Genomic DNA, 18,478 nt, shown 5'->3' on the forward strand with positions numbered 1-18,478 from the left:
ACATGGGTTCCCGCCTGCGCGGGAACGACGCTGCTATTTGGATTAGTGCACCAGCTGCTGGATTTTGCTGTCAACGAAGGCCAGTAAATCGGCCGACAGGTTGCCACTGTTCTTCGCCTTGCGGAAGGCATCGAGCGCCTCGGTGTCGCGCTTTTCGGCTTGCAGCGAAATCCCCAGCCCCATCAGCCAAACTCCGTTCTGCGCGCCGCGCAGCGCCGCCTGATACTGCTCCACCGCTTCGCGATGCCGCTGCTGGCGTTGCAGCGCACCGGCCAGGAATGCGTGGTATTCGCTGTTGGCGCCCACATAGGGCAAGGTGCGCGTCAAAGTTTCGATGCCGCTGCCGCCATGCTCGATCTGCAAGCGCGCCAGCAGCATCGCCATCGACGGCTGGCGCGGGTCCAGCGTCAGGCCGGTCTGCAGCAGGCCGATCGCCTCTTCGCTGCGCTTGTTGTCGATCAGGACGCGCACCAGTGTCTGGCGCGCGGCGTCGTGGCGCGGGTTGGCTTGCAGCGCCTGTTCGAGTGCGCCGATACCGTCGGCCAGATAGCCTTCCTGGATATTTGCCAGGCCGCGCCGGTAGGCCGATTCCGCCTTCTGCGCCGACGTCACTTCCTTGCCCTGCTCGGGCGCAGTGTCCGCCGGCGCCGTCTTCGGCTCGGCCTTGGTATTCGCTTTCACGGCATCGCGCTTGTGTTCCGCAGTGACCTTTTGGCGCTCATGCTTCTTTTCTGGCGCCGGCGCCGGCGCGGGAGTAGCCACGACTGCAGGCTCCGCAAGCGCTATCGGAGCCGCCGGTGGAGGCGGCGCGGCCTTCGGCGGAGCCGGGATGATGACCACCTTGGCGGGGACCGGCGCGACCGCAACCGGCTGGTGCGCCTTCTGCCAGTAGCGCCACCCGAACGCGGCGCCTGCCGCGAGCACCGCCACGCCGAGCGCCGCGCCGGCCACCACAAATGGCGACAGACCGCGCTCACCGAAGGACTCGGGCTTGGTGTACATGTGCGAAGCCTCGACCGAGCCATTCTGGCGCGCGTCGAGGTCCTGCAGCATTTTATTAATGACACTCATCGCACCAGCGCCAGTGTGACGCCGGCGGCCGATGCCGCAAGCACGCAGGCGCCGACCAGCCACGGCCAGGCCGGACGGCGGCGCATCGCCACGGTGTCGCGCGCGGCGGCAGTCACGTGTTCCTTGCCGACCTGCTGCTTGCCTTCGCCGTAGCACAGCATCAGCGACTTGTGGGCCATGATGTTGACGAGGCGCGGAAAACCGCCGCTCGCCGCGAACAGCCTGCTCACTGCGCCTTTCGAAAACAGCCGCGCGCCGCCGAACCCCGCCACGCGCAAGCGGTGCGCCATATAGTAATCGAGCTCGTCCTTGCTGAGCGGCCCGAGATGATAGTGGAAGGTGATGCGCTGCGCCAGCTGGCGGATTGAATCGATCGCCAGGTTATGGTCCAGTTCCGGCTGGCCGAACAGGACGATCTGCAGCAGCTTGCGCTTCTCGGTTTCGAGGTTGGTCAGGAGGCGCAGGGCTTCCAGGCTCTCCACCGGAATCGCCTGCGCCTCGTCCAGGCACAGCACCACGCGCTTGCCCTGTGAAGCCAGGTCCACCAAACGCTGGGTGATCGACTTGAGCATGTGGTGCTGGTCGACGTCCTTCTCCAGCACCAGCTCCAGCTCATCGGCCAGCGCGAGCATCAGCGTGCGCGGCTCGAGATAGGGGTTGGGAATGTAGGCGCTGACGAATTCGTCGCCCAGCATGTCCATGAACTTGCGGCACAGGAGCGTCTTGCCGGTGCCGACTTCGCCCGTGATCTTGATGAAGCCTTCGCCATTGCGCACCGCGACCAGCAGCGTGTTCAGGGCCTCCTGCGAACGCGGGCTGCTGAAGAAGTAGCTGGTATCGGGCGTGATGCCGAACGGGAGTTCGCGCAGGCCGAAATGGTCGGTGTACATCAGTTGCGCCCCTGGCCGTTGGGTGCCAGCTGCTCGATGCGGCGGCTGGTGTCGAGCAGGTTCTGGTTCCATTCGGCGCCGCCCTCGACGATGGTCGGCTTGATCAACACCACCAGCTCACGCTTCTGGTTGACCTTGTTCTTCGACTTGAACAGATTGCCCACCACCGGAATCGAACCGGCCACCGGCACCTGCGACTGGTCATCCGTGGAGGACTGGCGCATCAGGCCACCGATCGCGATCACCTGCCCGTTCTGGCCGCGCACCATGCTGTCGATTTCGGAGGTCGACGACGACGGCAGCGGCAGCGTGAGGCTGCCCGCGGTGCCGAGGTTGATCGCCTTGCTCACGGTCGTCACCTGGCTGACCGATGGATGCACGTGCAGCAGGATGTTCCCGCTAGCGTCGATCTGAGGCGTCACGTCCAGCACCACGCCGGAGAAGAAAGGCTCCAGCTGCACGCTCGGGCTGGTGGTATTGCCGCTGTTGGTCAGGTTGGTGGTGGTGCTCACCCCGGTCACGTAGAACTCGTCGGTGCCGATCTTGAGCACGGCCTTCTCGTTGTTCATCGCGGCCACCCGCGGACTGGAGAGCACGTGCACGCTGCCCTGCGATTCGAGGAAGGAGATCAGCGCGGCGAAGTTACTGGTCTGGAAAGCGAAACCGAGCAGCGAGCCGGCGGTGTTGGCCGCGTTCGACAGCGAAAAACCGGTGGTGGCGGTCAGGCCGTCGGCGCTGATCGGCACCGGCTGGCCACCATCGAAGGGCAAGGGCTGCAGGCCCGCGCCGGGGCTGACAAAGCCGGTCGACACGCGGTTCGAATGCTTGCTGTTGAAGGACGCGAAGGAGGCCCAGTTCACGCCGCTCTGGAACTGGTCGTTGAGCTGCACTTCGAGGATCTTCGCTTCCAGGATCACCTGGCGGTCGACCGACAACTGGGTCGCCTTCAGATAGGTGTCGACATTGCGCAGTTCCTCCGGCATGGCGCGGATCACCACCACGCCCGACTGCGGGCTGACCACCACGCTGCGGCCGCCTTCCTTCGAACCGACGATGGCCTCCAGCGATTCCTTCAGCTCCTTCCAGAAGTCGCTGGTGGAATTCGTCATGACGTCGGCACTGTTGCCGAACATCTGGCCGTTCGTCCCGTTCGGATTATTCGGGTTGCCCTGGTTGCCCTGGTTGCCCTGGTTGCCGCCGTTCTGGCCGTTGTTGAACTGGTTGCCGCCCTGGTTGCCGTACTGGCCGTTCTGGTTGTTCCCGTTCGAGATGGTGGTCGAAGTCACGCGCAAATTCGACTGGCCGCGGCGGCTGCCCAGCAGGTAATTCACCTGGAACATCCGGGTCTGCATCGAGGGCGGACGGATCGAGATGCGGTTGCCTTCGATCTTGTAGTCATAGCCGTACATCTCGCGCATGGCGTCGAGCGCCTCGACGATGGTCACGTCCTTGAGATTGGCGCTGATGTTGCCGGTGACGTCGGGGTGCACCAGCATGTTGTAGTGGGTGCCCGCGACCAGCGCATGGAAGAAGCGCTGCGCCGGCACATTGTTGAAAGCGACGTTGAAGCGCTCTTCCATCGGCGCGCGCGCTTTCGGCAGTTCCTTGGCGAGAGTCGAGGCGGCGGGCAGCAGCGCATCGCTGACCGCCGCGTCCACCGGTGCGGGAGCGACCGGTTGCGCGGCCGCCTGCGCGACTTCGGCCTTGATGGTGTCGTAGGTGGTGTTCTTTGGCGCACTCTGGCAGCCGGCGAGCACCAGCAGCACCGCGGCCAGCATCCCTCTTGTGGTCATTTGTCTTGGCATGCCTGCTCTCGTTATTCTCGTTATTTTATCCGGGTGACCGGCTTGACCGTCCCGGCTGCGTCTTCGATCGACGACAAGCGCAGCACTTGCCGATCCTTGCCGCGCACCAGTTCAACTTCCTGCGGCGTAATGCGGGCCACACGCGCGCCTTTGAAGGACTCGCCCAATCGCACGGTCTCGCCATCGATCACCGCGACGTGGCGGCCGCCGGGCCGGCGCGAGATCAGCACCGACTGCAGCTGCGGTCCGCTGCTCGCCTCGTCGCCATCGCCGTTTGCCTGCACAGCGGCCGGGCGCGTCGGGTCCTGCAAGGCTTGCGCGTGGGCGCATGCCTGCGCGAGGAACAGGACGGTGGCAAGCGCCATGCAGCGCGGGATGGTCAGAGTTTCAGCCATTTCGGATCGAGGCTCAGGGTGTACATCGTCAGGGTCAGGCGCGAGGTCGGGTAGTCCTCGACTTCGAGTTTCGCGCCGCCCCAGAACAGCTGCGTCGGCATGCCTTCGAGTGCGGTCATGTAATCGATCATGTCGAGGTAGTTGCCGCGCACCGTGATCTCGACGCCATGGCGGTACAACAGGCTGCCCGGCTTGGGGACGATCGCCGGCGCAGCGGCGGCCACGGGTGCAGGTGCAGGTGCGGCAGCCGGTGCGGGTACGGGCGCCGCTGCCGGGGGCGGAACGCCATTCGCCGCCACCGCCGCTGCCGCCTTCAGGCTTTTATGCTGCGCATCGAGGGCTGCGTTGATGGAGGCCAGCTTGGCCTGGGTCTCGTCCTTCGGCGCCGTCTTCGGGTCGGGCTGCTTGCTTGCCGCCTGCGCCTCGGTCGGAGGCGGTTCGTTCAGCGAGGTCACCGCCAGGGTCCGCATCGACACCAGCTTCAGCCGGCCATTCGCGCGCAGGATGGTGTCGATCAAGGGGCCCATGCGCTCCGGCGCGACCAGGCCCTTCTGCATCGCGCGCAGGTTCTCGCTCAGTTGCGCCGACTCGGCGTTGACGGCCTTGAGACGGTCGCGCACGGCGGCGTCGGGATCGTTCTGGTATTGCTTGATCTTCTGCGCGATCTCGGTGTCCATGCCGGCCAGGTTGTTCTGCTGCTGGCTGATCTTCGCGCGCAATTCGGCCTGCCGGTTCAGCAGCGGGCCCAGGCCGCCGATCCAGGCAGCGAACACGATGAACGCGGCCAGCGCCGCGAACACCAGCATCCGCTCACGCATCGACAAGGCGTCGATGCGGGCGCCGAGCGCACGCAAACGCTTCATCACGATTGCGCTCCTTCCGACTTGGACTGCAGGCTGAATTCGACGAAACCGGCGGCGGCTGGCTTGGAATTCTTCGCCGCTTCCTTGGCGTCCGCGGGTGCGGCCGATGCCGACTGCATCTGGCCCGGCTCGGTGATCTGCAGGCTGCCAAATGCCTTGCCCTGCATGATCTTCTCTTGTGTCAGACGGCTGAGGAAACCGGGCAGCAGCGACGGGTCCGTGGCCTTGCCGCGCACGCCGATGTCGCAGCCGGCGCCGGTGATGGCGAGGCCGGTCAACCACAGGCCGTCCACGTGCTGGCGCGCCAGCGCCTTGAAGTATTCGGAATAACCTGTGGCGTTACCCAGGTCGCCACGGTCGATGACGTCGGATATGCGCTTGAGGGACGCCAGCTGCGCTTCGGCGTCGGCGGCCTCGGCCTCCAGCTCCGGGCTCTTGCCACGCGGGCCGAATTCGACTGCCACCATGGCCAGCTGCGCCTTCTTCTTGGCGACGCGTGCCGCGCCGGCGTCCGCCTGTTTCTGCAGATCGGCGACCGAGCGTTGGGCGTACACCGTCATGCCGAGCACGCCGACCACGAGCAGCACCAGCGCCTGCGACAGCGCGAATGCGCCGAAGAGCTTCTTCTTCTGTTCGAAATCGGGATTGTAGAGATTGATCTGCTGGCTCACTGCGCCCTCTCCTCGGTGCGCAGGGCGGCGCCGAGCGGCAGCAGGAACTTCTGCTGGATCGAGTTCTTCTGCAATTCCGGCGTCTGGCTGAAGTCGAACAGGGTGGCGAGGTCGAGCACGTCGACCGGCATGTACAAGTTACTGGACAAGTAATTGGCCAAGTCCGGGGCTTCGCTCGGCCCCACGACGAGACGCGAAACGCTGACGAAGGAAAACTGGCGTTCGAAATTGTCGAGCGAGCGCTGCAGTTCGAGCGTGATGCGGTCGAAGGCCTGGTGGCGGCGTTCGTCGTCCGCGTCGGCCAGGCTGGCGAGCGAGATGTCGATGCGGCGCGACAGGTAGAGTTCGGCGCCATAGGTCACGGTGAGCAGGCCGCCATCGTCGCCCAGCGTCAGCATCGCCAGGCCCCTGCCCTCGGGCTCCAGCATGGCGGCAATATTTCGCTGCGCCATTTCGGGGATGTCGATTACCGACAGGCCAACCTTGGCTTCGCCGAACAGCTTCTGGCGTGCCGCGACCACGGCGTTGCGGGCCGCCACCACGAACATGGTGCGCTGCGGGCGCACCGCGGCGTTCGGGTCGGCGGAAATGTCGAGCACGTCGATGGTGGCGTCGTTGACCGGGAAGTCGAGCAAGTCCTTCAGGCGCCAACGCACGGCCGTCTTCATTTCGTCGGCGGGCACGTTGGGCGCGTCGACCGCGAGCAGCTGGTACTCGCCGGCGCCCAGCAGGGTCGTGATGCGGAAGGCGTTGGCCCGCAGTTCCTTGCCGGCGCGGTCGAGCGCCTGCGCATCCGGGAAACCCGCGAAGAACTGGGCGCGCTGGACCACAGGACGTGCACCGCCGCGCGCGATGCTGGCAGCCGCAATGCCGTCCCGCACGATCGCGAGACTCAGCCAGCTGTCCTGTTTATTTGCCCTATTGAAAAAGCCCATCCGAATTCTTTGCCGCCCGTTCAGCAATCCGCTCTAGATGGTTGATTATATTCAAGTCTTAGAACAAACCATCGGGAAATTTTGGTTTCCGCAGCAAAATAGTCATCTTTAATTTCCGCAGGGAAAAAAAGCCGTTGTTAGTACACCTCACGGATGTAGATCAAGGGACTACGGTAGACGCCGAAGGTTGCCTGGCCGATGGTGACCGGCAGCCAGGCGGGCGCGCCGGTTACAGTGACTTGGGCGCTGCCAAAATTGCCCGAGCCGGGGGCCGCCAACCACAGCGTGCCGTGCCCGCCGCTCAAGAGGCCGCCACCGGACAAGAACAGTACGTTCTTGCAGACGCCACCGCTGGCCAGCATTTTTTGACAATTGCTGTAGGTCGCGCTGGCGCCGATCGAGCTGGCGCCGTCGTTGACGTTGTTGTCCCATGAGCTGCCGGTCCAGTATTGCGCGTAGATGTTGAGCGGCAGCTTCAGCAGTTCCGAGCCGTTGCCGTTGCTGACCATCAGGCGGCCCTGCACGAGGCGTACACCACCTTCCACTGAGACCTGGCTTGTGCCACGGTTCGAGCTGACGACATCACCGCCGGTAGCACCCAGCCGCGCGAACGGCGCTTCCGCGCGCAGGTAAGCGGAAAGTGGCGCATCCCAGCTTATTGTCTGCGGGTGCGGCGTTCCTGTTTGATATGGATTCGGCAGAGTTGCGGATATCGTCGACGACAGCGCGGTCGAACTCAAACTCGACGGAGAGAGCACGACGGCTGACAGCACGCTACTGTCCCGCCCGGGACCGGAGGCGACCGTCAGCGAAATCGCTGGGAAGGAGCTGATTTTCGCGATATTCGCAGAAAGGTCGGTGCCCTTCATGCTGCGCAACTTCACTGCCCCCGTGAATGGCCCCCGTGAATACGCCGCCTTGTTGATCACCGCTTTTTCGCCAGTCGGGAGATCAGTCGTTGGGCACAGCATGCGGGCCATGCAGGGGAGATTGCTGTCGGTCGTCGTTTCAAAATAGCCGGGATAGAAGTTGCCCACCACCTGGGTCGTCGTCGTCACCGCGTTGCCGAAGTAGGTTCCCGCGCCGTAGGTGTTGTCGTTGCCGGCGATAGTCGCCGTCAGCGTGACCGTGCCGAGATCATCGTAGGTAACTGACATCGGCCACACACCGTTCGTAATGGACCCGAGCGCCGTCGTGACCGTTCCCACAGCGATATTGGACGGCTGGCCAACGGCGACGCCGACCGGACCGTAGGTGCCGGATTCATGGCCGAAATTCTTGGCGTAGGTGCCATCTGCCATCTGCACCTGGATGTTCGCGGTGAATGTCTCCCCAGCTCGTGCGAAGAAACTGCCGCTAGCGCCGGTGTTCACTCCGCCACTCGAATTGACAACAGATGTGAATACGACCTTTTGCGGCACCGACGTGAACTGCACGGAGGCCGTGTTCGTCCCGTCGGTCAGGTTCAGGCGCACGATGCCGACGTCGTTGTAGATGAACGCCGGCACCGAGCCGTCCAGCATCTTGCCGGATGCTTCGCCGGCCGGGAAAAGGATCGAGGCCGCAGCCGACCATCCGCCCACGCTGCACAGCGGCAGCGTCTTGCCCGCGAAGCTCGCGCTCACGCCCTGGTCGCTGCCCGGGTTGACACAGCTAAGCGAAAACTGCATCGACGCAGCGACGTCCTTGTTCTTATTGTTGCTGGGCACAGTCGCAACGCCATTGGAGACGTAGGTGATATACAGCCCGAGCGTGGTTGACGCTGCCGTGTACGGTCCGGTGTACACCGTACACTGGGATGACGCCGTGCCGACCTGGTAGCCCGGCACGCAGCGCGCGGTGGTGAACACCCAGCCATTTGCCTTGGTGCTGTTGTCGGCGGACGTATCGCTGGCGCTATTGTTGGTTTGCACGTTGTCAAAGACGACGCCTGCCACGGAAGCGGTGTTGGTGAAGCTTGTGTACAAGCCGGACGTATCGACCTTGGCGCTGATCGATATCGCCGGCAAGACCGCGCCCTTTGCCACGGGACCGGCCGTGCTGCATGTGGCAGTCGCGCTGCCGGGCGTGAACGAGCAGGACCAGCCTGTGCCGCTGACCGTGCTGTAGGTCATGCCGGCCGGCAGCGTGTTCGACACCGTCACGGGGCCAGTCTCCGAATTCGGGCCGTTGTTGGTAACGACCAGCGAATAGCCGACGATGGCTCCCGCTGTCGGCGTGCCGGTACGCGTCATCGTCAACGCCAGGTCGACGGTGGGCACGTTCGGCACGGCCACGATTTCCGCGTTCAGCCACACCAGGTCCTGGCCCGACGAATAGGTGGTCGTCGCCGTCGTGTCGCCAGCCTTGATGATCGGCGAGCCGATGGTGTAGGCGTCGAAGTCGATGCCGTAGGAAGCGGTGTCGCCGTTGATATTGCTCTGCGAATTGAACTGGTTGCCGGGAGGGTTCATCGCATCCGTCAGCGCGGTGCCGTTGAACGTGAGGTTCTCGCCTTGCGCGGTCAGCGACTGGTCACCCTCCCAGGTGATGTGGCCGATGCGGCCGGTGACGCTGGCAGTCAGCGGACTCGGCACCTGGAAGTTGCTGAGGTTCAGGGTCAGCGAGCTGTAGCGTGTAGACTGGAAGCCTTCATACAGGTTCATCACGCGAAATGGCTGCGTCGGGTCGGAATAGACCACCAGTAGCGAGAAGCCGCCGAGCACGCCTTGCGCCGAGCAGTAAACGCCGCCGTTATCAATCGTCAGGCCGCCAAAGGAATAAGTGCCGTTGCCTTTCGCCTTGACCACTGAAGTCACGTCAGCCACGCCGGCAAAATAACTGGTGATGGTGCCGGAGTTATTGTAGGTCCCCGTATATTTCCGTAATGCGTTGACATTCCTGCCTTCGAAAGACACGGTGTAATCCGGGCTGGATCCCGACCCCGCCCAATACAGGTAGGCCGCGAGCACCGTTGCGCCGCTCGGGATGGTCGCAAGCGGCTTGGTCAGGGTCTGGTTCTTCTTGACCACCGAGCAGAAGTCGGTGGCGCTGTTGCGCATCGTCGCTTCCGTGCCGGTGAAGTTGACGTTGCCGGCCCAACTGGTCTGCAGGGCGATCGGTGTGTCGGCGCGAGCGGCAGGCAGGACCATCGCCACAGCAAATGCCGCGATCGTTGCAAGCAGGCGCCGCATCATAATTCCACCTCGATCTGGCGCGCGACGTAATCACGGGCAGTGGTACCGCTGTTGGGGCAGGTATTGGTGCTGGCGTCCGGGATATTGCATGCCGAGGCGCTGATCACATAGCGCTGCAGCGGGTCGTCCGAGCCGCCCCCGATTGGGGTGCAGGTCACCGTGACCGTGAAGCTGGACAGCGTCGTGTTCGTCGTTTGCGGCATCGCGAAGGTACTGGCTGCACAGTTTTTCTTTTGCAGCTGCTGGAACACGCCCCACTCCACGCCGGCACGCGCGGCCTGGTAGGCGCGCGCGCCCAGTTCGTCCAGGCTGGAACTCGCTTGCTGAGTGGTGAACGAGGTCAGCATCGCCACGCCGAGGGCCGACAGCACGACCAGCAAGAAGATCGCTGTGACCAGGCCCATGCCGGCATTGCGAATGGCGCGTTGAACGATCCGGAGGTTCGACTTCATGGCGTGTTGTCCACGTGGACCTGGTGGACCAGGGTGACGGCCGGATCGCTGGTGTTACGAGCCAGCAGTCCCAAGGACATGATCACAAGGCCGCTGCGGTGCGTGCTGTTCAGGTCCGAATAGTTGAACAGCCCATTGCAATGATCGAGGCGATCCGCGACGACCGCGCTGCTGCCGTTGCCGACAGAATCGCTCATCGTTGACCTGATGTCGTAATCGGCAAGGCGCGTCAATGTCAGCACGCCGTTGACGGAACCGCAGGTGTAGGTCACCGGGCCCTTCACCACCTGGAAGCGCTGGTTTGGCGAGGGCATTGGAGTCGATTGCGCGGCGAAGGGGTTGGACGCCAGTGCGATTGACTGGACTGTGCCGGAAGCCAAAGTGACCCCGGAGACAAGAGCGATGTTCTTGCCCACGCCTGCGACATTGAACTGGTACGCGTCCGTGATCGGAAAGCCGGGGCCGAGATTGTAGACGACGATATAGTTGCCAGCTTGCACCCGGCTCGACAGGCTTGGCATCGCGCCCACGACAGAAAACTGGGTGCTGGCAGCATTGACGAAGTCGAGCGCAAAAGTCGAAGAGCCGTCAGCCACGCCGTCTTCGGCAGCGAGATAGCGGCCGCCGGCACGAGTCAGCAGGAATTCGATGGAGTGGCCATCATTGGAGACGCGAATACTGTTGGGTAAAGCCCGGCGCAGGTCGCGCGCGATGCGGCGCAGCGCGAGGTCGGCGGTGTCGGTCAACTCGGCGCGGCCGACAGCGTCCACGTAGCCACGTACCGGAGCGCGAATGAATACTGCCACCGCGGCGGACAAGATGCCGATGATGACGATGACGACGATCGCCTCGACCAGTGTGAAGCCGCGCTGTGCGGTTTTTCGCATCTTGCTATTCATTGGACCTGAGGCGCATAGCGCGTGCGATAGCCGTCCAGCGTCACCGACTGGCCGGCGTCGTAGGTGACGGTGACGACGAGATGCAGCACCTGCGGATCGGCTGTCGTGCCGCTGGCAATGCCGTTCAGGTTTGCCGGCTCGACGAGAAGGCTGGCCGAATAGCCGCTCAATCCAAGCGCGTTGCCGGCCGCGTCAACGAGCACTCCGCCGCTGTCGAAGGGATGGCCGCTCGAGACCGCATAGTCGTTCACATTGTCATAGGGCCGCGAGTCGCTTGCTTCAGGCCCCCAGGTTTCGGGCGTGCTGCAAGCCGAGACACTGCCGGCCGTATCGGAGTTGGCCGAATTCGGCTCGCAGTAGGTGAACTGGGCCAGTTCCACTTCTTCGAGCAGGCCCTCGGCGATCATCAATGCCTGCTTGCGGCGCAGCGGATCGGCCGAATGCCGCGTCGTAAAGGTCAGGACGGAAAGCACACCCGCCACCGCGACACTGACGATCACGATGAACAACACCAGTTCGATCAGGGTGACGCCGCGCTGGCGCCGCTGGCTAGTGCACATAACCAGTTTCCGGCTCCACGGTGATCAGATTCGATGCGCTGCCCTCTGTGATTGTGAGGGTGGCCACCGCGCCCATCACGGCACCGCCGGCGGATGGGCGGCCGAGCGCATCGAACGTGATGGATGCAACGGTGGCGCTGTAGTTGACTGCGGTCGGGCGGCTAATGCAGTACCAGGTCGAGGAAGTGCAATAGCTGCCGGTACCCACCGAAAACGGCGCGGCCACTTGTTGTCCCGCTGGGCAAGGCGAGATATTGGCGAAACAGAGGTTGATGCCGGCGGCATCGAGAAACGCGGTGACAGGCCGGTTTTGCGCGATCGCCTCTTTCTGGGCGAAACGCAGGGCCGCCGCAGCCCGGCTGGAAAAGGCGGCGGCATCGAATGTGCCCTTGTCAAAAAAACGCGCGGCGCCCAGGGCGCCGAGGATACCGATCAGGATCAGGACGACGATCAATTCGACCATCGTGAATCCTCGGCATGAGGGGACTGGCCGGAAAGGAGCGGACACGACCGTCATACGAACAACAATCGCAATCGTGCACCGCTCACACCCGCCAACTTAGCAACCAGATGTGGTCGGCGCGTCGGCAGTACCGGTAGCAGCGTTGTAGACCACCGAGCAGCTGGCCGGCGTCGGGGCACCAGTCACCTTGAACGTGGCCGTATGTGCGGTCGTGTCAGTGCTGGTGTCGAAACCAGTGACGCCTGCGGCAGCGGCGATAGTCGATTCGTCAGGGAAACCGCCAGCCAGGGTAACGGTTACGCCGTCCATCGTGATGTTGCCAGTAGTCACACCTTTCACCAGACCTTGCGCGTGCGCAAGCGATGCGGCGGAGTTGATTGCGCCGCGAGCGCCGCTCAGCGATGCAATGCGAGCATCCTTGCTCACGTCAACAAATTTAGGCAGGGCCGTAGCGGCTAGGATGCCCAAGATTGCAATAACAACGATCAGCTCGATCAGCGTGAAGCCGCCCTGCGCAGCGCCCTTAATGTTTTTGGTCATCTAATTCTCCGAACTCTTTGTTTAATTGGCTTTTGCGGACATTCCCGCGGTACTTCAGTTAGTGGCCGCGCCATCGCCTATTTGTTCGATGACTAAACCGTTGGGGACCTCTGCGGGTCCGATCTTTACTCCCGGCAACCGGGCTTGAGCGAATTCTACCTTGAACTTTAGAAAGTTTGATGCCTCGGAAGCAAAACTTCTATGACTCTTGAGTAAATAAACAAGGGATCTGTCGCGCCGATCAAACAGCCAATTTCCTGGAGGCATTTCTTTTAATTCCGGAGAGTAATATTCTCCCAAATAGTTCTCTGGTTTTCGCGAAAGCCAGTCGAAGGGATTCTCCTCGGCGACCCTGTTGATCGCCGCTGCGCCCTGCCCCCGGGCTTCCACAAGACGCAGTCCAAGCGCCCCGCGCAGGATGTTCACAGTGAGTTTCACGGACTGCAGCTCGGCCTCGTCGTTGTACTGCCGCGTACGCACCAGCATGACGGTAATGAGCACGGCTGCCACCATCAGTGCGATCGTCGACTGGAGCAGGACAAAACCCCTCACCCTGACGCTGGTCACGGGCGCGGTCATTTCGAATGATGCAAGGCAGCCTGCCCCAGGTCCCACATCGGCAGGAAAATGCCAAGTGCGAGGATTAGCACGACCACGGCGAGGAAGCTGATCAGGATCGGCTCGATCTGGCTCGACAGCGTCTTGAGTTGATAGTCGACCTCACGCTCATACATCTGCGCGATCTCGTCCATTAGCTCGTCGAGGGAACCGGACTCCTCGCCCACCGCGACCATTTGCAGCACCAGCGGAGTGAAGATACCGGTGCCGCTCGCCGTACGCAGGATGCTCTCGCCGCGCTCGACACCATCGCGCATCTGCTCGACCTTGAAACTGAGGTAGGCGTTGTCGACCGTCTGCGAAACCACTGTCAGTCCCTGTACGATTGGAACGCCGCTCCTAATCGCCAGCGAGAAGCTGCGCGCAAAGCGCGCCATCGTTCCCTTATGAAGAATCTTCCCGGCGATCGGAAGGCGCAGCTTGCGGCGATCCCACGAGAGCCGCCCAGCAGGTGTTCCGATCCAGCCGCGGAAAATCATCGCAGCCGCAATCGCTGCACCGAGCAGCGCAGGCCAGTAGGTGATCGAGAACCGCGAGGTAGCGATCAGCACGCGGGTCATGAGCGGCAGCTCTGCATTCAGGGATGCAAAAACGTGCTCGAACTGCGGGATCACCAGCACGTTCACCACCACGATCGCGACGAGCATCGCGGTCACCACAAACGACGGATATCGCAGCGCCGACTTCACCCGCTGGCGCATGTCGCGGTCGAATTCGAGGTGGTCGAACAGGCGCAGGAACACCTCTTCAAGGCGGCCGGTCATCTCGCCCACGCGCACCATCGACAGGTAGAAGTTGGAGAAGCACTCGGGATGGCGCTTCATCGCCGCGGACAGCTCGCGGCCGGCGTCGAGCGACTCGCGCAGGTCCTTGATCACCTTGGCGAAGGACTTGTTGATGGCCGATTCCTGCAGGCCCGCCAGGCCACGCATGAGCGGCACGCCGGACTTGAGCAGCGTGTACATCTGGCGGCTGAACAGCTGCACGTCCATCGAGGTCACGGGCTTTTGCGTCAGGCGCTCCCACAGCCGGTGCACGTTGATGCCGGCGCCCTTCCCGCTCGCCGGCGTGATCTCGACCGGCGTGACGCCGCTGCCGAACAGCTGGTCGGCACAGGCGCCCGCGTCGGCCGCTTCCAGCACGCCGGTCATCAGTTCGCCGCTTCCGTTGCGGCCCTTGTAGGCGAAGAACGGCACCTTATTCCTCTATCTGGTTCGACACGCGCATCGCTTCGGCGACGGTGGTGCGGCCGGCGACGACCAGTTGCACGGCGTGCCGGCGCAGCGTCTCCCCTTCCATCTCGGCTTGCGCGACTTTCAGGAAGTGCGAGGGGTCCGGGTGGTTGGAGGCGTCGATCACGCTGCGCGTCATTTCGAGCAGTTCGTAGACGCCGGTACGCCCGCGGTAGCCGGTGCCGTTGCAGTGCGAGCAGCCGCGCCCGTGGAAGTAGCGCGTGGTCTCGACGTGCACGCCGAGCTCCGGGCGCAGCCAGGCCTGTTCGACCGGCGACGGCTGGTACTCCGTGCTGCAGCTCTCGCAGATTACGCGCACCAGGCGCTGCGCCAGCACGGCCTGAAGCGAGCCGCCCACCATGTAGCGCGGCACGCCCATGTCCATCAGCCGCAGAGGGGTGCTGGCGGCGTCGTTGGTGTGCAGGGTCGATAGCACCAGGTGGCCGGTCATTGCGGCGCGCAGGCCGATCTGGGCGGTCTCCTGGTCGCGCATCTCGCCGACCAGCACGATGTCCGGGTCCTGGCGCAGTGCGGAGCGCAGCACGCGCGCGAACGAGAGGTCGATCTTGTCGTTGACCTGCACCTGGTTGATACCGGGGAGCCGGTATTCGACCGGATCCTCAACCGTGATCAGCTTCTTCTCGAGCGAGTTCAGTTCCGCCAGCGCGCTGTACAGCGTGGTCGTTTTACCTGAGCCGGTGGGGCCGGTGACCAGCACCAGGCCATTTGGCCGCTGCACGATGGCGCGGAAGCGTTCTACCAGCGCATGCGGCATGCCGATCGCGTCCAGCCGCAAATTGATATTCGCCTGGTTCAGCAGGCGCATCACCACCGATTCGCCGTACTGCGTCGGCATGGTCGAGATACGCACGTCCAGTCGCTGGTTGCGCACCTTGACCGCGAAGCGGCCGTCCTGCGGCAGGCGTTTCTCGGAGATGTCGAGGTCGGCCATCAGTTTCAGGCGCAGCGCCAGCGGCGTCGCGACCTTGAGGTCGGCCTCGGTCTGCAGGTGCAACACGCCGTCGATGCGGAAGCGGATCTGCAGGCGCGCTTCCTGCGGCTCGATGTGGATGTCGGAGGCGCGCACCTGGGCCGCGTCGTCGAACACCGATTGCAGCAGCTTGACGATCGGCGCTTCTTCCAGCCCCGGGTTGGCGGCCAGCGCGCCGAAGTCGACGAAGTCGTCTCCCAGGTTCTGTTCCACCTCGCGCGCGAGGCCGGTGATCTCGCCGGTGCGGCGGTAGATGCGGTCGATCGCCTGCAGCACCTCGGTTTCGTTGACCACGGCCAGTTCGACGCCGCGCTTGAGCAGGCGCGCGATCTCGTCGTAGGCAAACAGGTCAGTCGGGTCGGAGACGCCGACCAGCGCGGTTTCTCGGCGGTCTTCGAGCACCAGCGCGCGGAAGCGGCGGGCCGCGGTTTCCGGCAGCAGGCGCACGACTTCGGGGCTGATGTTGTAGAACTTGAGGTGGACAAACGGGATGTTGAGCTGGCGGGCGAGCGCGCTTCCGATCTGTTCCTCGGTCACGTAGCCGTTCTCGACGAACACGCGGCCGAGCTTGCGGCCAGTGCGTTTCTGGTCGGCCAGCGCGGCAGTCAGTTGTTCTTCGGTCAGCAGGTTTTGCTGGACCAGTATCTCGCCAAGCCGGACTTTTTCGGGCCTTGCCATGCGTCTTCTTCCCAATGTTCAGTAGCGAGGCATTGTAGTCCAGAACGGGGCTGTGTTTTCAGGTAGCAACAGGAGTTGCTGGGGCGTGTTGTGCCGTGTCCACGGAGGAATTGCCGCACGGAAAGAAGAACGACGCCGGCTTGCTAGCTCAGCATGGGTCCCGGCCTCGCGCCGGGACGATGGGCCTAATTGTAGAGGCGTAAGACGAACTCGGCGGCGCAGACGGGCTTGGCGCCGCCTTCGCGCTCGACCGTGACCTGCCAGACGATTTGCGCGCCGCCTTCGATCGGCTCGAAGGACTGCAACGCGAAGCTGGCGCGCACCCGGCTGTCGACCGGCACCGGCGCGGGGAAGCGCAGGCGGTTCACGCCGTAATTGATGGTCAGGCGCAGGCCGCCGATGCGCAGCGCCGATTCCAGCATCGCCGGCAGCAGCGACAGCGTGAGGAAGCCATGCGCGATCGGCACGCCGAACGGCGACTCGCGCCGGCAGCGCTCCGGATCGACATGGATCCACTGATGGTCATCGGTGGCATCGGCAAAAGTGTCGATGCGCTGCTGCGGCAGGTCGAACCAGCGCGATTGCGCGACGTCGGTTCCGACCAACGCACCCAGGTCCTGCAAACTGGCGATTTCACGCATTGTTACCTCCCGGACGGCGCCCGAACATGCCCATCCCCTCGACCGTGCAGACGACTTCTCCGCGCTGGTTGGTCGCGGTCCATTTGGACCACACCACCCCACGGTCCGGCCTGGAGTTGGACGCTTTCACTTTGGTGGTCAGATAGCGCACCGCGAGGGTGTCGCCTCCGCGTACCGGCTGCAGCCAGCGCACGCCGTCGAGTCCCGGCGATCCCATGCTGGAAGCGCTGCACATCAGGCCGTCGACCACCATCCGCATCATCATGCTGCAGGTATGCCAGCCGCTGGCGATCACGCCGCCGTAAATGGAAGCAGCGGCGGCTTCGCGGTCGATGTGGAATGGCTGTGGGTCGAACTGGCGCGCGAATGCGATGATCTCTTCATCCGTCACGAGGCGCTGGCCAAGGTCGATTTCCTGGCCTTCGTAAAAGTCCTCGAAATACCACTGCTGGCTCATGCGGCGGTTCCTTCGGCAAAGCCGGGTTGCGCGATGAAGCGCGCCAGGTGGTGGTCGGAGTCGCCGAGGGTCAGTTCGATCATCGATAGCCGCTTGAAGTAGTGCGAGGCGGGCAGCTCGTCGGTCACGCCCATCCCGCCGTGCAGCTGGACCGCCTGCTGGCCGATGAAGCGCGCAGCCTGGCCGACACGGTACTTGGCGGCGGAGATCACGCGTCGGCGGTCGGCCGCATCGCCCGCGTCGTACTTGACCGCAGCCAGCAGCGCCATCGAGCGCGCCTGTTCGAGGTGGATGAACATGTCGGCCATGCGATGCTGCAGGGCCTGGAATTTGCCGATCGGGACGCCGAACTGCTGGCGTGTTTTGAGGTAGTCGAGCGTGGCGTCGAACAGCGCCTCCATGGCGCCTAGCGCTTCCGCGCACAGCAGGGCCGCGCCGTAGTCGAACACTTCGTCGAGCAGCGGCCAGCCCTCGTCCGCTTCACCCAGCAGCCTGGCCGCCCTCACCTGCTCGAAGCGGATGTCGGCCGCGCGCAAGCCATCGAGCGTGCGGTAGCCGGTGATCTGGACGCCTTCCGCATCCGACGGCACCACGAACAGCGAGATGCCGCAACGCTCGCGCTGTGCGGCGGAGGTGCGGGCGGAGACGATCAGGGCGCCTGCCTCGGCGCCGTGGATCACCACCTTCTTTTCGCCATCGAGCACATAGCCTTCGCCGTCGCGCCGCGCGGTGGTGGCGATGTCGGCCATGTCGTGGCGCGACTGGCGCTCGCCAAGTGCGCAGGCGAGTTTCAGCCCGCCTGCCGCGACTTGTTCGAGCAGGTCGCCATGCCCGCCGGCCAGCGTCAGGAAGCGTGTCCCGAGCACGGTTGCGAAGTAGGGTTCCACCACCAAGCCGCGGCCCAACTCGCGCATGACGACCAAGAGGTCGATCGCGCCACCGTCAAAGCCGCCATGCTCTTCCGGCACCGGCAAGGCCGTCATGCCGAGTTCCACCAGCGTATTCCAGGCAGCCTCCGACGTCCCCGCCGGCGAATGCACGATTGCGCGGCGCGCCTCGACGCCGTAATCGCGCATGATCCAGCGCTTGAGCGCGTCGGCGAACTGGAGCTGCTCTTCCTTGAAATCGAAGTCCATGGTTC

19 protein-coding genes are annotated in these 18,478 nt (G+C 63.9%); all 19 read right to left on the reverse strand.

Annotation, left to right across the window (positions count from 1 at the left end; translation table 11 throughout):
• Nucleotides 1–42: 42 nt before the first annotated feature.
• The 19 genes from NX778_RS05990 to NX778_RS06080 all read right to left on the reverse strand — a co-directional run bounded on the left by NX778_RS05990 (nucleotide 43) and on the right by NX778_RS06080 (nucleotide 18,473).
• The gene (locus tag NX778_RS05990) at nucleotides 43–1,071 is read right to left on the reverse strand and encodes a tetratricopeptide repeat protein (RefSeq protein WP_258810753.1); all 1,029 of its coding nucleotides are present in this window, start codon (nucleotides 1,069–1,071) and stop codon (nucleotides 43–45) included.
• Nucleotides 1,068–1,961: an ExeA family protein gene (locus tag NX778_RS05995; RefSeq protein WP_258810754.1), complete on the reverse strand. Its 894-nt coding sequence runs from the start codon at nucleotides 1,959–1,961 to the stop codon at nucleotides 1,068–1,070. The genes NX778_RS05990 and NX778_RS05995 overlap by 4 nt, the downstream gene beginning before the upstream one ends.
• Nucleotides 1,961–3,754, reverse strand: coding sequence for a pilus (MSHA type) biogenesis protein MshL (gene mshL, locus NX778_RS06000; RefSeq protein WP_258810755.1), 1,794 nt, complete (start codon nucleotides 3,752–3,754; stop codon nucleotides 1,961–1,963). The genes NX778_RS05995 and mshL overlap by 1 nt, the downstream gene beginning before the upstream one ends.
• 32 nt (nucleotides 3,755–3,786) lie before the next feature.
• On the reverse strand, nucleotides 3,787–4,161 hold the full coding sequence (locus NX778_RS06005) for a hypothetical protein (RefSeq protein ID WP_258810756.1): 375 nt from the start codon (nucleotides 4,159–4,161) through the stop codon (nucleotides 3,787–3,789).
• Nucleotides 4,146–5,024, reverse strand: a complete 879-nt coding sequence (locus tag NX778_RS06010) for a type II secretion system protein M (protein ID WP_258810757.1) — start codon at nucleotides 5,022–5,024, stop codon at nucleotides 4,146–4,148. Before NX778_RS06010 ends, NX778_RS06005 begins: the two co-directional genes overlap by 16 nt.
• Nucleotides 5,024–5,695: a hypothetical protein gene (locus tag NX778_RS06015; RefSeq protein ID WP_258810758.1), complete on the reverse strand. Its 672-nt coding sequence runs from the start codon at nucleotides 5,693–5,695 to the stop codon at nucleotides 5,024–5,026. Before NX778_RS06015 ends, NX778_RS06010 begins: the two co-directional genes overlap by 1 nt.
• Entirely contained in the window at nucleotides 5,692–6,630 is a 939-nt protein-coding gene (locus tag NX778_RS06020; RefSeq protein ID WP_258810759.1) for a type IV pilus biogenesis protein PilM, read from the reverse strand. Before NX778_RS06020 ends, NX778_RS06015 begins: the two co-directional genes overlap by 4 nt.
• A gap of 137 nt (nucleotides 6,631–6,767) precedes the next feature.
• Nucleotides 6,768–9,806: a DUF6701 domain-containing protein gene (locus tag NX778_RS06025; protein ID WP_258810760.1), complete on the reverse strand. Its 3,039-nt coding sequence runs from the start codon at nucleotides 9,804–9,806 to the stop codon at nucleotides 6,768–6,770.
• Nucleotides 9,803–10,258: a pilus assembly PilX N-terminal domain-containing protein gene (locus tag NX778_RS06030; protein ID WP_258810761.1), complete on the reverse strand. Its 456-nt coding sequence runs from the start codon at nucleotides 10,256–10,258 to the stop codon at nucleotides 9,803–9,805. Before NX778_RS06030 ends, NX778_RS06025 begins: the two co-directional genes overlap by 4 nt.
• Entirely contained in the window at nucleotides 10,255–11,145 is an 891-nt protein-coding gene (locus NX778_RS06035; RefSeq protein ID WP_258810762.1) for a PulJ/GspJ family protein, read from the reverse strand. Before NX778_RS06035 ends, NX778_RS06030 begins: the two co-directional genes overlap by 4 nt.
• Before the next feature lie 8 nt (nucleotides 11,146–11,153).
• Nucleotides 11,154–11,717, reverse strand: coding sequence for a prepilin-type N-terminal cleavage/methylation domain-containing protein (locus NX778_RS06040; protein WP_258810763.1), 564 nt, complete (start codon nucleotides 11,715–11,717; stop codon nucleotides 11,154–11,156).
• Nucleotides 11,707–12,234 carry a pilus assembly FimT family protein gene (locus tag NX778_RS06045; protein ID WP_370661310.1) on the reverse strand — a complete coding sequence of 176 codons (528 nt, stop codon included), beginning with the start codon at nucleotides 12,232–12,234 and terminating at the stop codon, nucleotides 11,707–11,709. The genes NX778_RS06040 and NX778_RS06045 overlap by 11 nt, the downstream gene beginning before the upstream one ends.
• Nucleotides 12,235–12,276: 42 nt before the next feature.
• The gene (locus tag NX778_RS24570) at nucleotides 12,277–12,720 is read right to left on the reverse strand and encodes a prepilin-type N-terminal cleavage/methylation domain-containing protein (RefSeq protein WP_307727918.1); all 444 of its coding nucleotides are present in this window, start codon (nucleotides 12,718–12,720) and stop codon (nucleotides 12,277–12,279) included.
• 54 nt (nucleotides 12,721–12,774) lie between these two features.
• A complete protein-coding gene (locus tag NX778_RS06055) occupies nucleotides 12,775–13,299 on the reverse strand; it encodes a hypothetical protein (protein WP_258810765.1) in 525 nt (174 codons plus the stop codon).
• A complete protein-coding gene (locus NX778_RS06060) occupies nucleotides 13,296–14,534 on the reverse strand; it encodes a type II secretion system F family protein (RefSeq protein WP_258810766.1) in 1,239 nt (412 codons plus the stop codon). The genes NX778_RS06055 and NX778_RS06060 overlap by 4 nt, the downstream gene beginning before the upstream one ends.
• Nucleotide 14,535: 1 nt before the next feature.
• Nucleotides 14,536–16,239, reverse strand: a complete 1,704-nt coding sequence (locus tag NX778_RS06065) for a GspE/PulE family protein (RefSeq protein WP_258810767.1) — start codon at nucleotides 16,237–16,239, stop codon at nucleotides 14,536–14,538.
• A 185-nt stretch (nucleotides 16,240–16,424) separates the two neighbouring features.
• Nucleotides 16,425–16,880 carry a MaoC family dehydratase gene (locus NX778_RS06070; protein ID WP_258810768.1) on the reverse strand — a complete coding sequence of 152 codons (456 nt, stop codon included), beginning with the start codon at nucleotides 16,878–16,880 and terminating at the stop codon, nucleotides 16,425–16,427.
• Nucleotides 16,873–17,337, reverse strand: a complete 465-nt coding sequence (locus tag NX778_RS06075; protein ID WP_258810769.1) for a MaoC family dehydratase — start codon at nucleotides 17,335–17,337, stop codon at nucleotides 16,873–16,875. The genes NX778_RS06070 and NX778_RS06075 overlap by 8 nt, the downstream gene beginning before the upstream one ends.
• On the reverse strand, nucleotides 17,334–18,473 hold the full coding sequence (locus NX778_RS06080; RefSeq protein ID WP_258810770.1) for an acyl-CoA dehydrogenase family protein: 1,140 nt from the start codon (nucleotides 18,471–18,473) through the stop codon (nucleotides 17,334–17,336). The genes NX778_RS06075 and NX778_RS06080 overlap by 4 nt, the downstream gene beginning before the upstream one ends.
• Between the last annotated feature and the right edge of the window lie 5 nt (nucleotides 18,474–18,478).

The organism is Massilia terrae (genome assembly GCF_024753145.1).
Taxonomy (GTDB): domain Bacteria; phylum Pseudomonadota; class Gammaproteobacteria; order Burkholderiales; family Burkholderiaceae_D; genus Telluria; species Telluria terrae.